Raw genomic sequence first — 14,477 nt, 5'->3', positions numbered from 1 at the left:
TTTCGTTTTGTCGACGATTGTGCTTTACATTTCCCCGCCATAGCAAGGTAAGAAATTAAAGCAGAGAACAACAAATTTAACGCGCTTTGGTTAAGAAAAGATGTATTTAAAGGATGGCATGATTTCAATCTAAACCCGCCATATTAATAAAGGAAGCTCCCGCTTGCTATCTCCCCTTCAAGTAAACAAGGCAGTTTTTCTTTTCCTTTCAGCCAATCGTTGAACGAAAGGAAATAGGGATCACCATTTCCTCCAATCCCCGCCATTACACCCCGGTCTTTAGGGCAATAGACCACCGTATGAAGTGTTCCAAAGTATTCTTTATAATCCTTGAAAAATAATGGCGATTCTTCATCGTTAAATATATGATACGCAGAAATTGGAGTAACATTTTTCTTTTCCAAGGCTTCCAAATAATTTTTACGGTGCAGCGAACCTTGAATGAATGCTCTATTTTTTTCACTTAGCTGCTTAGATTCAAAATGATTCGTACATATCAGCGGTGTCCTTTTATAAACAATCTGTTGCTCAAGTGATACTTCCACAACAGCATTATTTCCTTCTCTATCCATGATGGAAAAGTTCACGCAATACTGATGGGGAACTTGTTTGATAAGTGAAATTGCTTCATAAATGTCAGCACATTGCTCCAAGACCATTCGGCATATCGTCGTTGCCAAAAAGCCTTTTTGACTGACCTTTTCATTTACTAAATGCAGCCCAATCACAAGCCCCTTTTCATTCATGCCATCCAGTCTGCCAGTAATCTGCTGACTGAACCCGATGCTTGCATAGCTGTTATCCGGATTGAGCAGAACCAGTCGAGCATCATATAATGCATCACTAAAATCATAATTTCTCACATACAAAGAGTCATTGGCCAGTGTGGTACAGCCCATGGAAGGCATTTGTATATTGTACCCTCCAAACAGCTGCATTGCTGTATCTACATGAATGTTCATCCCTGCAGCCAGCCCCTCTATCTCGTTCAAAAGACTTGGCGAAACTTTCTCTATTTGTTTTCTTGCTTCCAGCATGTTTCCATTCGTCTGTAATTCCGTTTGCTGTTTCCATTTTGCATTCGATTTCAGCGCAATGCCCTGTTTCCTGCCGATTTCATACATCTTCCCTTTTAGTTCCATGACTTCCACCTGCAGTTTTTTTCTATGCTTCATTGCTTCGCCCCTATATAACTGACAGGCATAATGATGTCGGCTGTTTCCATCTGGTCACCGCGATACCATTCCAGAATAGAACCAGCAGGAGTCCAGCTGTTTGTCACGCAATAATCCATTAAGCTGCGATAAGCTCTTTCAATTTTTGAAAAGTCTTCATTAAAAGGAAGACCGACACAGAAGCTGCCCCGCATTTTTTCTGAAAAAGCATCTGGAAAGAGTGCTGTATTTATTTCTCGGGATACACCGAAGCCAATCTCTGCTTTGACTTGATTTCTGTTTCCGGATATATACCGTAAATACATGTTGTTAATCGGAATATAGTGCTGTTTCATCTGTTCTCTTCTGAAAACAAACTCCCGGCTAAACTGTCCCGCAGCGGATTCTGCCTCAAACCAAATGACTTTCTCTCCCGTTTTTTCAAACATATAAATCTCTTCTTTCTCATTATCACTTTCTAAATAGCGAAGACTGACTTCCAGCTGTCTCTGATTTTCTTTTATGGTTTGAATCCATTTCTTCTTCATCTGCTTCCGGCTGTTTTCGTTCGCTTCTAAATAAAGCTGAATATCACGGATAGGAACCTTAGCTGCCCGCAAGCTTGCAATCAGCTTGGCGAGAGGAATTTGATCTTCGGCATACATGCGGTAGTTACTGCTCTCCTCCCTTACTGATTTCAGAAGATGCTTTTCTTCATAAAAACGAAGGGTGCTTTTTGGTATTCCAGTCTGTATTGAAAAGACCTGTATCGTCATCAATATGTTTTCCTCCAATTCCCTTTCTTAACTATAAGCATAACCCTTTAAGTAACTTGAATGTCAAGAAGTACTTTGCGGACTGTTACTTCAAAAATGCCATTTAAATTCATTCAATCATTAAGTTTTTGAAGCCCTTAATGATTGAATTGTCTTCACGAAATGAATCATCTGTTCCCGCCAAAAAAATCAAAAAACACTGAAGCAGCTGCATTTCAGTGTTTTCTTAACTAGATTTTGATTAGAACGTTATGTTTCTTAAACTTACTCGCTTTCCGAACTAATTTTCAAAAGGTTATCATACTATACATCAACAGCTTCATCCTTCATATAGAGCTAGCAAAAATTAATGAATTTTCAAGTAAGTCCAACTGAACATACCACTAAAATACTTCCAGCTGATTCATAAAATCCATTACATCAGAAGAAACCCAATAATCTTTGATTTTACCCTTTTCAATACGGAATATGTCCGTTCCATCAAAGGAAACAAGCTTTCCTTTCTCTGCTTTTGCTCCCTCCATATTACCATTATAAATGCCTTCAAAATTCCAGCGGGCGGAAACATAGTTTCCTTCTTCAATGGGCTGAACCACTAGGGACATGTTTACATTTTCAAAATAGTATTTAGCAGATTCAACAACATCCTTTAATGCTTTTATCCCTTTTGCGCTGCCCGAATCTTTGCCATCTGTTCTTGCTTGATGTACTGTGCAATCCTCATCAGTAATGTCATGCAGAATAGATATGTCTTCATTCCAGGCATTCATCCATGCTTGATAAATTTCTTTTCCATTCATATTATAAACTCCTCTCTTGATTAATAGGATTCCATTAATAACATGATACGTTAGTAATTTCCCGATTAACTTCCTATTCTTTTTTAGTATCTGCTTATTTTGCAGATTGCAGCAATGCAAACTTATACTCCCCGAACCTTTTTCCACTTTCTAATCTTCGTCCGGAATGTCTTAAACGGCGCCACTGTATTAATATGGATCCATTTCCAAATCGCCCAGCTGGAAGGAGTCGTCGTCGCCCATTGTCTGCCACCCTGCTCAAATAACTCTTTATCCTGATAGCTTTCTACCAACTGAATGACCCGGTCAACATCTTGATGAAACTTCTCAATCAGATTTCCCAATGAATCATCTGCATACGTATCATAGAAGCTTTGATAAAGGCCGCCGAGATTATTCCATTTATAATCCGGCGTTGGCGTGATAGCATCTTCCCCATTTTGATTGGCCTGCTCCCAGAATAAGATTAAATTCATCCATCCCAGCTGATAAGCAATCATTTGTGCCGGCGTTCTGTCTACATCATCTACAGAGACATCTTTATCTGAATGATTCACTGAATCAAATTCACTAATAAATAAATTGGCTCTCTTAGTGATTTCATCAATTAGAGCTTGTTTACTCTCGTATCCCTGCATGTCATCCATCCTTTCTGATATGTAAATTGTTTTATTTTTAATTCTTTGCCAGAGACGGATGCTTTCTTTTCCTTGCAAAATATAAAAATATCAATTGACCTATCAGAACAAGTACAAAAAATCCGCCTAAAACCATAAATGCAAGAAATCTTAATTCAGGAGTCTGTACCACCCCTGCTCCGTCAACATCTCGAACGCCGATAGCAACAGATGCTGCTATAAAAAATAGTATCCAAACGATACTTGTTGTCCACCAAATTTTCATCATATGTATCACCTATTTGTTTTCCTGTAAAATAGTTGTAGACAAAGCGGGAGCAGCCGATTGTAATCTCCCAATCCAGATTCGTGTTAACTTACTTCATTCCGCTTCAGATGCAGATCGATATACATTATCGCCGCGTCTGCTCCGAACTTCCTTCCAGGCACTGATTGCGTCTTGCAGTGATTTTCCCTTATTCGCCGAATCATCAAAATAAGCACGAATAAACGTATTATATTCAAATTGTCCGGAAATCGTTGTACGCTTTCCTTTCTTTTTATCTTCTTCTAATTGATAATAATGATCTACTACGTCTTGATATGTTTTTCCAGCATTGGCTTTGAGATAATTCTGCAAGGCTACAGAGAAATGAAACTTCGGGCCAATCACACGTTTAAAAAATTCTCTATGCTCCTGCGTGCATTTAAAATTGGCTTCAATCACCGTTTCCAAACTCATCGAAGCTGCTTTTTTCCGTTTTTCTGGATATGCAGGTGCTTTTTTAGACTTGGCAGCTTGTGATAGCTCCCCTGTTTTTAAATAATGGATGATACGTTCTGCAATTTCTGTTTTAGCTCCTGAAGTTTGCATTCCTTTCTTTCTGCAAAAATCCTGCAATTCCACCTTCAACCAATAGAAATCTAAAAAATCTTCTACCGAAATGTTCTCATCCAAATAAGGACGAGTCTCTTTATTCTGTCTGTTCATTTTTTCGCTCCCCCCTGACGTGCAGCTTCATCTCAGATAACCGCCGTTATTGATATCAAAAGTAGCTCCTGTATAATGTTTCGACTTATCCGATAACAAGAACACTACTGTTTCAGCAACATCCTTAGCAGTTACTGGTGTATCAACTAATTCGCTATGTAAATATTCTTCTTTTCTCCACGAAGGGATGACTTCCATCATCGAGGTGTCCACCATCGTCGGCGCAACAGCGTTTACCCGGATGTATGGAGAAAAATTCATGGCACAGCTTTTCGTCAGCCCCAGAATTGCTGCTTTTGAAGCACCATAGATTGCATCCGAGCTCCCTTCCATCCCTGCAACGGAGGACATATTGACAATCACGCCAGGTTGCTTTGCTTGAAGCAGCTTTTCACCAAACAGCTGCGAGAAATAAATGCCTCCCTTTACATTCACATCTAATACCTTGTTTATTTCATCCTCTTGATAATCTGCAATATTTTTTGCTAAGTAGATACCCGCATTATTCACTAATCCGTCTAACTCGGGATGTTCTGTTTCCAGATAATGAAAGAATGCAGAAACTGCTTTATAGCTGCTGATATCTAATGCATATGTAAATAATTTGTCGCGATGATCTATCCTCTGTTTTAAATCATCCAGTCCTTCTTGATTCCTATCACACGCTATAACAGCCGCGCCTTCCTCTATACACTGCCGGACCACTTCCTTCCCTATTCCAGCAGCTGCACCAGTGACGATAATTTCTCTATTTTGAAGCACCATTAAAATCTCCTTTATTTCCTTTTATTATATATCCATTTCCTCAAACTCTTTCATGCAAATCTATCGCGACGAAATAGCTCTATTCTTATGACCGATATACAAAAATATTCGATTAGATACAATCAGCAGAAACCCAAGAATAATATAAACAAATAAAAAAGCGGCAATAAAGCCTGCAACATTTGAATAACTTCCCACGCCTGCCGGAATCTCACCATTGGGGTTTAAAAAGAAATAGGGGTAAAACCCGTCCATTAATCCTCTCAAGCTTGAAATAACACAATAAATAACCGGATAAATCATCCAATAAAAAATATATTGATAGCTGTATCTTTTCTTCGTCTCCAAAAGAAGCCAATTGATAAAGACGGCTATCGGAATAAAATAATGCAGCGTCACATTCGTGATGGTGCGGATGCCAGTATATTCACCCCCGTTGGCAAGAAGAAAATGATAGGTAGAAATGCAGACAAACATATATATAACGGAAGCATTTTTGAAAAAATCCAAGAATGGACTCTGATTTTTACGATTTAAAATGGCGAGGCTGCTGCACAGAAAGGTTATCGCGACCATTAAATTCGCTTGAAACGTAAATTTCGTTATTGATACCAAAGGGTCCGGAGAGTAGGCAACGTGTAAAATAACACTGATAAAACCTGTAAGCCCAATTAACAGATGAAAACCCAGCTTTAACCTGAATGGTCTTTCAATTACATTTCCCATATAAATACCCCTATTTTATTTTCGATACAAAATAGCGCAGCATAATTAAGGCTGCTCTGTTAGCTGATTTGCAGCTGCTCCTATTATAGAATTCTACATATTTACTATAACTCCTGCTCTTATAGTTGAATTTAAACAGTTTATTAATGCAGAAATGATCTCCAAATTAACTTTCCCCTTCCCTGCTTCACATTACATCCGTCACCCATCTCAGCACGCCTCTAAATGACCAAAAGAGAATCCGAATCGGAAGAATGATAACTTCCGGAATCCAAAAAAGAATATCAAAAAACAAATCGGTCTTTGTATAATCTCCTTTCCCCTTTTTGCTTTTCCTTGTTTTCGATTTCTTCTTTTCCCACCAGTCACTCATTATGCTATTCCTCTCCTTTCTTATTATCTTTCTTTACGGATTACAGCCGGGAAATGTTTCAATTATTCAACAGTTTATAGAGGAAATGCTTTCTTGTTAAATAGATTTGTAAACTTCTCATGTTTTCCCTTGCAATTCTTATTGAATGAAATAAAATAATTAACAAGAGATAAAATTAAGTTACACATGTCGGAGGGATAAAATGAGTACGCTACAACAGATGGATCATTCCAGTCTGCAACATCTTCATGAAAAAACAAAGAAAGAATTGGATGCAATCAAGAAAGAAAATCTATCTTTAAATATGGCGAGAGGAAAGCCAAGCGCTGAGCAGCTGCAATTGTCATTGGAATTGTTAGACAGCGTTACTTCTAAAAATATTGGGGATAACTTTTCTGTTTTAAATTATGGGATGGTAGATGGTCTGCCAGAAGCAAAAGCATTATTTAAAGATCTATTAGAAGTAGATACAGAGGAGATTTTAATCGGAGGTAATGCCAGCCTGAATATCATGCATGATTTGATTTCAAAAGCATTGATTAAAGGCGTTATTGATAGCGAAACTCCTTGGGGTAAAGAAGATGCAATTAAATTTATATGCCCTGTCCCTGGCTATGACAGGCATTTTACGATTTGTGAACAATACGATATCGAAATGATTTCGGTAGAGATGCTGAATGACGGTCCGGATATGGATAAGGTGGAAGAGCTTGTACGCAACGATGCGTCCATCAAAGGAATGTGGAGTGTTCCGAAATATAGTAATCCCGAGGGTATTACATATAGTGATGAGGTCGTGGAACGTTTAGCTAAAATGGAAACAAAAGCAAAGGATTTTAAAATTTTCTGGGATAATGCGTATGCCATTCATGATCTGACGGATCATCCTCCAAAATTAAAAAATATATTGGAAGCATGTAAGAAACATGGAAACCCAAACAGAGTATTTATGTTTGCATCTACTTCCAAAATGACTTTCCCGGGCTCTGGTGTTGCAGTCGTAGCAGCAAGCAGGGAAAATATCAGCTTTATTAAAGAGCAGTTAAGTGTGCAGACAATTGGTCCTGATAAAGTAAACCAGCTGCGCCATGTCCGCTTTTTTGAAAACTATAGTAATCTCCTGGAACACATGAAAAAGCATGCGGAAATTATGAAGCCTAAATTTGATGCCGTAATAGAAATACTTCATTCCAAACTGGATTCCTATGGCATTGCAACATGGGCAGAACCGGATGGAGGCTATTTTATCAGCTTAGACACGATGGACGGCTGTGCTTCTGAAGTAATCCATCTTGCCAAAGAGGCTGGAGTCACCTTAACTGGAGCCGGAGCAGCCTTTCCATATGGGAAAGATCCTCGTGACAGAAACATTCGTATTGCGCCATCATTCCCATCGTTAGAAGAAGTGGAAAAAGCAATCGACGTGTTATGTACATGCATTATTCTTGTAAGCACGAAAAAATTATTATAAAAGATAAAACATGCCATTTGCCGGGTTAGCAGGCAAGTGGCATGTTTTATATAGTAGAATTCTATTCCACTCTAAACCGAACCACTGCTTCCAACAGCCTCTTCGCATAAGCACTCTGCACATTTGCCAGATTTTTTGTCTCTATCTGCTCAACGATTTTTCCTTCATTTAAAAACATCACTTGATTACATAGATAAGCAACGGTTTGCAAGTCATGTGCGATAAATAGACACGTCATATCCATTTCTTTTTTTAACGTATCGAGTAAATCTAGGATTTGTGCTTGAACAGAAACATCCAGCGAGCTGACTGCTTCATCCAGAACCAAAAATTTTGGCTTCGTACTAATTGCCCTGGCGATACACACCCGCTGTAACTGGCCGCCGCTTAACTCATGCGGATAACGTTCTGCTAACTCCTTAGACAGACCGACTTTCTCCATTAAACTTTCCGCTGTTTCCTGTATCGGATGATTCCGGCTGAAAGCCTTCAAGGGTTCCATGATAATATCTTTTATCTGGAAAGCAGGATTGGCTGAGGACGTATAGTCCTGAAAAACAACACTCATCTGCCCTCTCTTTTCCTTCCTCCACGCTGCTGGATTTTCCCCCTCCAGCAACAGACTGCCGCTGTCTGCTTTTTCCAAGCCTAATATCAATCTGCTTAATGTACTTTTCCCACTGCCGCTTTCCCCGACTAAGGCAGCCCAGTCTCCCGCATGAATCTGAAAGGATACGTCCGCTAAGACGGATAACCTTTCTTTTCTGAAGCCTTTTCCTGCTTTCGGATATGTTTTATAGACCTTCTTTACTTCAAGCATGATAGGAATCCTTTCTCATCGATTGTTCAAACGCACGGGTCAGTTTGATTCTTGTATCCACCAAGTATTTTGTATATTCATTTTGTGGATGCTGAAATACATTTTCTGTCCTGCCATATTCCACTTGTTTCGCGTCTTTCATCACAAGCACATCTTCCGTCAGCTGTTGGATAACGCCGAGATCGTGAGAAATAAAAATAAAGGTAGTCCCCGATTGAGCCTGGAGATGCTGAAATGTTGCAATGACTTCTTTTTGGGTAATAGCGTCCAGCGCAGTGGTTGGTTCATCCGCAATAATAATATCAGGCTGTACGGCTGCTGCAATGGCAATCATACATCGCTGGAGCATCCCGCCGGACAATTGATGCGGATATTTCTTCAGCACCTGTGCAGCTTCCTTTATCCCCACTCTTTCTAATTCTCTCAAGGATACTTGTTTTGCCTCTGTCCTGGAAATTATCAAATTCTCACATAGCGTTTCCTGCATCTGCTTTCCAATGGTATCTAACGAATCAAAGGCGGACATGGCATCTTGCAGAATCATGCTGATATGCCGGGCTCTTATATCTCGAATTGATTTTGTCTTCATCCTCAGCATATCCGCATCTTCAAAATAGGCTGCACCGGAAACGGTTATCCAGGGCGCTATAAGCCCCAGCATCCCCTTCACCGTCATTGACTTGCCGCTGCCGCTTTCCCCGACAATGCCCAAACTGCGGCCGCGTTCCAATTTAAAAGATATATCTTCAACGATAACCTCGTTTGATTGTGTATCTTGTATCGATAAATTTTTCACTTCCAGCATAACCAAGCAATCACCTCATTCTTTTACCGCGCTTTCCACGCTTAACATTAAAGGCATCCTGCAGACTGTCCCCAAGAAAATTAAATGCCGCTACCACAACAAGAATTGCTATTCCCGGAGCAAGCATTAATTCCGGATAGATGGTCATCACGTTCTTCGCTTCGTTTAACATCATTCCCCATTCAGGCGTCGGTGCCTGCACTCCCAGCCCGAGGAAGGATAAAGCGGAAATCATTAAAATCACCGAACCTGCATCAAGTGTGGCCAGGACCGAAATCTCGCCTACCGTATTTGGCATGATATGCTTTTTGAAAATATGCCATCTGCTGAAGCCGGAGACTCGGGCAAACTGAATATAGTTTTTATCGGCATATTTAATGATAATCGAACGGACCATACGTGTGTACCATGCCCATTTTGCAATAATACTGGCGATCACGATATTGGTAAGCCCTGGTCCCATCATTCCGATAATGGCCAGAATCATCACTTCACTTGGAAAGGACATAAAGACATCGCAAATCCTCATAATGATCTCGTCGATTTTCCCGCGAAACAGTCCGGCGATTCCTCCAATCAATGTTCCAATCACAATCGTGACAATCATGGTTATAAAGGCAATGAAAACCGTCGTGCGAATCCCGTATAACAGCCTTGAAAAAATACATCTCCCCAGCTGATCCGTACCAAGCGGATAGGTTGTACTTATTCCCGCCAGTTTTTCTTTTACATTGACATCAATTGGACTATGCGGCGCTAGCCATGGCGCGAAAATTCCTGCCAGTACCACAAGGGTTAAGAAAATGATACAAATCATGGCGGAACGATCTCTCATCAATTTATTTAAACCCCCCATGATTATACCTCTTTTCTCATTCTTGGATCGAATATGGCAGTAACAATATCTACCAGTAAGTTACAGATGACAAATAAAACCGCCATCAGAAAGACATACGCTTGGATAACGGGATAATCATAATTGAATATCGCTGTCACACTCAGCCTGCCTATCCCCGGCCAGGCAAAGATATTCTCGACAATGACAGTGCCTGCAATTAATTTGGGAATCGACATGCCCAGTGCTGTAATAGCAGACTGAAGAGAGTTTTTGAAAATACGCTTTAAAATAATACCCTCTTTCATCCCGCGGGCTTTTGCATAAAGTACAAAATTCTCGTTTTTGTTTTGCACCATATTATTTCGAATCAATCTCACATAGGTGGAAATATAAGCAAAAGCTAACGTTACTGCCGGCAGAATAACAGATGTCCAAGAGCTCATCCCGCTTGTCGGCAGCAGATTTAATTTAATCGAGAAAAACCATATCAGCAAAAGCCCGATCCAATAACCGGGCATGGCCTCTGCAATAAAGACAAAGCCTCTAATGGTCCGATCAATGATGCTTCCTTCATAAATCGTACATAGAATGGAGGCAGAGACGCTGATAAAAACAATCATTACGAAGGCAACCAACGCAAGCATCAGCGTAGCTGGCAATGCCTGCCCGATTTCTTCGATCACCGGTTTATTATTAACAAAGCTGTTTCCGAAGTCACCTTTGATACTGCTGGTCACCCATGTAATATATCTTTCAAAAAATGGTTTATCGAGGCCCAGCTCCTCGCGCATCTCTGCAACAGCTGTTTCTGTCGGTGTGATTTCATTTACCCGCAGCGCGACTTCCGCCGGATCACTTTCGCTCAGATTAATGAGAATAAACGCCAAAAAGGATATTCCTATTAATAAGGGAATGATGCTTATGATTCTTTTCGTAATATAACGCTTCATTTACTCCACCTACATTCTTACATTAAAGAACCAAAAAAGCGGACCTTCATCCGCTTTTTTAATTTACTCTGTATCAAAATACATGTTTTCAAATGGAACTTCATATTGAGAGACATTAAACGTGACACCCTGCAGTTCTGGTCGATGGACTGCTTTTGTACGTGAGTATGTGAGCGGGATGTATACTGCTTCATCATGGATATACGATAACACTTCCGCATACATCGCTTCTCTATTCTCCTCATCATGCTCAATCATCAAATCGGTAATTGTTTCGTCCAGCCACGCTTTCTTGTCCAGCCCTGTCTGCGCCTGATAATCGCCATGCGCCGGGATTCTCCAGGAGGACAGGTAAGATTGCGGGTCATAAGGCGTTCCCCATGACAAGGAATATTGCAAATCAAATTCTCCTGATTTTTGTCTGTCTAAAAACGCCTGCTTCTGCTCTCCAGTGATATGCAGCTCCACACCTATCTCCCGCAAATCAGACTGAATATATTCACTGATCGTCTTTTCCTGTGCATTATCCGAATTATAATACAGGTTAAGCTCTAATTTCTCGCCATCTTTATAACGATATCCATCATCACTATTCAACTCCCAGCCGGCATCATCGAGCAGATTATTAGCTTTATCCGGATCATATTTCCTTTCCTCCAGTCCAAGGTCGCTGTAAGGAACTGTCGATGCAAGCAAGGTCGGCGCAACAGATTCTGATCCATTTAAGATACCATCCGCAATCGATTGTTTATCAACCGCATATTGCAGCGCTTCTCTTACCTCGATTTCGCCAGTGATGGGACGATTGGAGTTCAATAAAATCGCTCTGGAAGCGACCGGCTCACTCATTTCGGTTACGTACTCTCCCTGCTCTTCCAGCGCGGAGAAAGAGTCCAGGTCAATCATATCTCCATCGGATCCAAAAATCAGATCGACCTCTCCTTTTTCAAGGGCAAGCAGAATGGTCTGATGATCCGGCATCACCTTCCATCTTACTGCATTCACTTTAGGCTGTTCTCCCCAATATTCTTCGTTGGCAGTGAACACAGCCTCCTGATTCTCTTTATGTTCTGATAAAACCCACGGCCCTGTTCCCGAATAACCGCTGATGCCATCCTTTGTCGTTCCATCCACAAAGTCATTGGGAGATAAAAAACGAAACGGGCGGGTAAGTCCCAATTCCGTTAACGTCGGATAATACGGATGCTTTAACACAAGCTTATACGTATATTCATCCACTACCACATTTTCGTCAATCAAATTGACTAAATCCAGCCAAGCATGACGTTCTTCATTATCCATGATGGCATCCATATTCTGTTTTACCGCCTCTGCGTTGAACTTTTCTCCGTCAGAAAAGGTAACATCCTCTCTTAAATGAAAGGTATATTCCAGCCCATCCTCTGAGATATCCCAGCTCTCCGCCAGCCAAGGCTCTACACCGTCTTCCGTATTCTTGACCAGTGATTCAAACACCATATTCTGGGCTGCCATTTCCCCGCTGTATAAATGCGGATTAATATCGCGGATATCCTTCGAGCTGGCATATACGATTTCATCTTTAGCTGCTTTATCATTTTCCGAATTGCTGCAGCTTGCCAATAAAAACAAAAACAATACGGAAAGCAGCCCTATATTTATTTTTCTCATTTTATTACTCCTATTATTCTTGGTGTCATGCCTGATGAAGCAGCTCACGCAAAAGGAATACTATAAGACCTTATCCATATGCAGTGTTTTCCAGACTGGATCTGACTCAGCCAGTCTTTCTTCAAAGCCCAGCGCTTTCCAGAAGGGAATACCGCCAGGCAGAAATGGATGAGAATGCAGATAAACCTTCTCGTATCCTACTGTTTGAATCGACTTTAAAGCCGTTTGATAGAGGGCAGTGCCAATTCCTAAACGTCTATATGCCGGATCTATATAGCATCTTACCAATTCCGTGGTCTTCGTTTGCGCGTAAAATTGCTGCAGCTCGTCAAATCGATTGTCATAGGGCAAATAACCAATTGTACCAAGCACATTGCCCGCTTCACTTAAAGCTGCAAATAACGCCGCATCCCTTCTATCTATATAATGTGCATAAAAATGAAGCATATCCGGCGGTAATTGCTGATGATCCAACATCGGAAATACTTCTTTTCGAATCGTTGTCATAAAATCCACTACCTGCGCAGCGTCCTTTTGTTCAACCTGTTTCACACGATATTTTACAGGTGTTTGTATAGACATTTCCTATCAGCGTCTCCTTGCTCTGATTGATTCCTTCATGTTGTTCTCTCTTCATAGCTGCAGGCAACATCAACTCGTTTCTCTATTGATGTTACCCTGCAACAACGCTTCATCATAAAAATTCATTTTCTATTATACTCTATTTCCCGGTTTTAAGATAGAATTTGATGCGCTCAACAGCAGCCATGTAATGATTACAAATGGAATGGTTAATACAGGCAGGCCGTATGGGATAAGCAGAATAGATAAGCTCGCAGAAATCGGAACCGTCAATAGTGCTCCTATCAGACCGTACACAAACATACCTTTCGCCCCCTTGGCATTGAATGTATGGCCCACTGCTATGGCCGTCAAAATCGCATTGTATCCATACAGCCCAAGCTGCATCTGATCATTTTCTGCCCCTAATATGTAAGCAAAAGCTAAGGCAGCGACAGCGGATATAATGGTGCTCGCGCTCACTCTGATCCCGGCAATCAGAATTCCTGCCAGGATCAGCGCTCCCGCCCACACAGAATCCAATAGAAAGATTTCACTGATGCTTTTAAAAAATGCGGTAATCCAGTCCATTCCGCTTCCTTCAATATACTCCCAATGCATTAGATTCTGCGGTATAAGCTGATCACTCATTATGAATAAATCTAATTTATAAGGAAATAAAAATATCAGCCATGATGTAATAATGAATGGAAAAGTGAGAACCGGAATACGCACAAAATAATTATTTAAAGCTACGGTTGCTAATGCGGATAATCCAGTTCCTGCAAAAGCAAGCAGCCACAGATACGGCCCATCCAAAAAAATGAGAATAGCTAAACAGCTTAACACCGCGTTATAGCCCATTAATCCATCCTCTATAAAACTTCTATTCTTCGTGAGCACATAGCCTATAACATTCGCTATTATCACACTTAATAAGGATACTACGGCAAATTGCCAGGAAACAACAAGAATGCCCAAAAAAATGAAAAGTCCTGTTTTCCAATTCGCCAGCAGGATTACTTGGGAAAAACTGTGCAGCGTACTGATCAAATAATATTTTCCAGAAATTTGTCGCTCCATCTTAACTACCTTTCCAAAGGCCGGGGAAGCAAGCTTTCGAACATCTCTAAAGCTGCTCTCAGATATCCCGCTTGTCTTCCCCACCGTTTTTAAACTC

17 protein-coding genes are annotated in these 14,477 nt (G+C 40.7%); 1 reads left to right on the top strand and 16 read right to left on the bottom strand.

Annotation, left to right across the window (positions count from 1 at the left end):
• Positions 1-143 precede the first annotated feature (143 nt).
• The 9 genes from BN997_RS15070 to BN997_RS15030 form a co-directional block, all read right to left on the bottom strand.
• Positions 144-1,175, bottom strand: coding sequence for a C45 family autoproteolytic acyltransferase/hydrolase (locus BN997_RS15070; protein ID WP_042533515.1), 1,032 nt, complete (start codon positions 1,173-1,175; stop codon positions 144-146).
• Positions 1,172-1,930 (bottom strand): MerR family transcriptional regulator, encoded by a 759-nt coding sequence (locus tag BN997_RS15065; protein WP_042533514.1) that lies wholly within the window; start codon positions 1,928-1,930, stop codon positions 1,172-1,174. Before BN997_RS15065 ends, BN997_RS15070 begins: the two co-directional genes overlap by 4 nt.
• A gap of 383 nt (positions 1,931-2,313) precedes the next feature.
• Positions 2,314-2,730, bottom strand: a complete 417-nt coding sequence (locus BN997_RS15060) for an ester cyclase (RefSeq protein ID WP_042533513.1) — start codon at positions 2,728-2,730, stop codon at positions 2,314-2,316.
• Positions 2,731-2,852: 122 nt separating this feature from the next.
• Entirely contained in the window at positions 2,853-3,368 is a 516-nt protein-coding gene (locus tag BN997_RS15055; RefSeq protein ID WP_042533512.1) for a ClbS/DfsB family four-helix bundle protein, read from the bottom strand.
• A gap of 37 nt (positions 3,369-3,405) precedes the next feature.
• A complete protein-coding gene (locus BN997_RS15050; RefSeq protein WP_042533511.1) occupies positions 3,406-3,636 on the bottom strand; it encodes a DUF3923 family protein in 231 nt (76 codons plus the stop codon).
• Positions 3,637-3,729: 93 nt separating this feature from the next.
• On the bottom strand, positions 3,730-4,338 hold the full coding sequence (locus tag BN997_RS15045) for a DUF6434 domain-containing protein (RefSeq protein WP_042533510.1): 609 nt from the start codon (positions 4,336-4,338) through the stop codon (positions 3,730-3,732).
• 27 nt (positions 4,339-4,365) lie between these two features.
• Positions 4,366-5,100, bottom strand: a complete 735-nt coding sequence (locus BN997_RS15040; RefSeq protein WP_084613039.1) for an SDR family NAD(P)-dependent oxidoreductase — start codon at positions 5,098-5,100, stop codon at positions 4,366-4,368.
• Between the two features lie 63 nt (positions 5,101-5,163).
• Entirely contained in the window at positions 5,164-5,829 is a 666-nt protein-coding gene (locus BN997_RS15035; RefSeq protein WP_042533508.1) for a Pr6Pr family membrane protein, read from the bottom strand.
• Between the two features lie 187 nt (positions 5,830-6,016).
• Positions 6,017-6,202, bottom strand: coding sequence for a hypothetical protein (locus tag BN997_RS15030; protein ID WP_042533507.1), 186 nt, complete (start codon positions 6,200-6,202; stop codon positions 6,017-6,019).
• 202 nt (positions 6,203-6,404) lie between these two features.
• Between BN997_RS15030 and BN997_RS15025 the strand changes: the two genes are divergently transcribed.
• Positions 6,405-7,673, top strand: coding sequence for an aspartate aminotransferase type Ic (locus tag BN997_RS15025; RefSeq protein ID WP_042533506.1), 1,269 nt, complete (start codon positions 6,405-6,407; stop codon positions 7,671-7,673).
• 61 nt (positions 7,674-7,734) lie between these two features.
• Here the strand turns inward: BN997_RS15025 and BN997_RS15020 are convergent, their stop codons facing one another.
• The 7 genes from BN997_RS15020 to BN997_RS14990 all read right to left on the bottom strand — a co-directional run bounded on the left by BN997_RS15020 (position 7,735) and on the right by BN997_RS14990 (position 14,464).
• Positions 7,735-8,493, bottom strand: coding sequence for an ABC transporter ATP-binding protein (locus BN997_RS15020; RefSeq protein WP_042533505.1), 759 nt, complete (start codon positions 8,491-8,493; stop codon positions 7,735-7,737).
• Positions 8,486-9,298: an ABC transporter ATP-binding protein gene (locus BN997_RS15015; protein ID WP_244882387.1), complete on the bottom strand. Its 813-nt coding sequence runs from the start codon at positions 9,296-9,298 to the stop codon at positions 8,486-8,488. The genes BN997_RS15020 and BN997_RS15015 overlap by 8 nt, the downstream gene beginning before the upstream one ends.
• A 10-nt stretch (positions 9,299-9,308) precedes the next feature.
• Complete coding sequence (gene opp1C / locus BN997_RS15010; RefSeq protein WP_042533501.1) at positions 9,309-10,154, bottom strand: nickel/cobalt ABC transporter permease; 846 nt, start codon at positions 10,152-10,154, stop codon at positions 9,309-9,311.
• Positions 10,155-10,156: 2 nt separating this feature from the next.
• Positions 10,157-11,086 carry a nickel/cobalt ABC transporter permease gene (gene opp1B, locus BN997_RS15005; RefSeq protein WP_042533498.1) on the bottom strand — a complete coding sequence of 310 codons (930 nt, stop codon included), beginning with the start codon at positions 11,084-11,086 and terminating at the stop codon, positions 10,157-10,159.
• 63 nt (positions 11,087-11,149) lie between these two features.
• Entirely contained in the window at positions 11,150-12,736 is a 1,587-nt protein-coding gene (nikA, locus tag BN997_RS15000; RefSeq protein ID WP_042533496.1) for a nickel ABC transporter substrate-binding protein, read from the bottom strand.
• Between the two features lie 60 nt (positions 12,737-12,796).
• A complete protein-coding gene (locus BN997_RS14995; RefSeq protein ID WP_042533495.1) occupies positions 12,797-13,318 on the bottom strand; it encodes a GNAT family N-acetyltransferase in 522 nt (173 codons plus the stop codon).
• A 132-nt stretch (positions 13,319-13,450) separates the two neighbouring features.
• On the bottom strand, positions 13,451-14,464 hold the full coding sequence (locus BN997_RS14990) for an urea transporter (protein ID WP_052485033.1): 1,014 nt from the start codon (positions 14,462-14,464) through the stop codon (positions 13,451-13,453).
• Positions 14,465-14,477 lie beyond the last annotated feature (13 nt).

Source organism: Oceanobacillus oncorhynchi (assembly GCF_000821065.1).
Lineage (GTDB): Bacteria > Bacillota > Bacilli > Bacillales > Amphibacillaceae > Oceanobacillus > Oceanobacillus oncorhynchi.
This window is presented reverse-complemented; position numbering and strand designations above follow the sequence as displayed.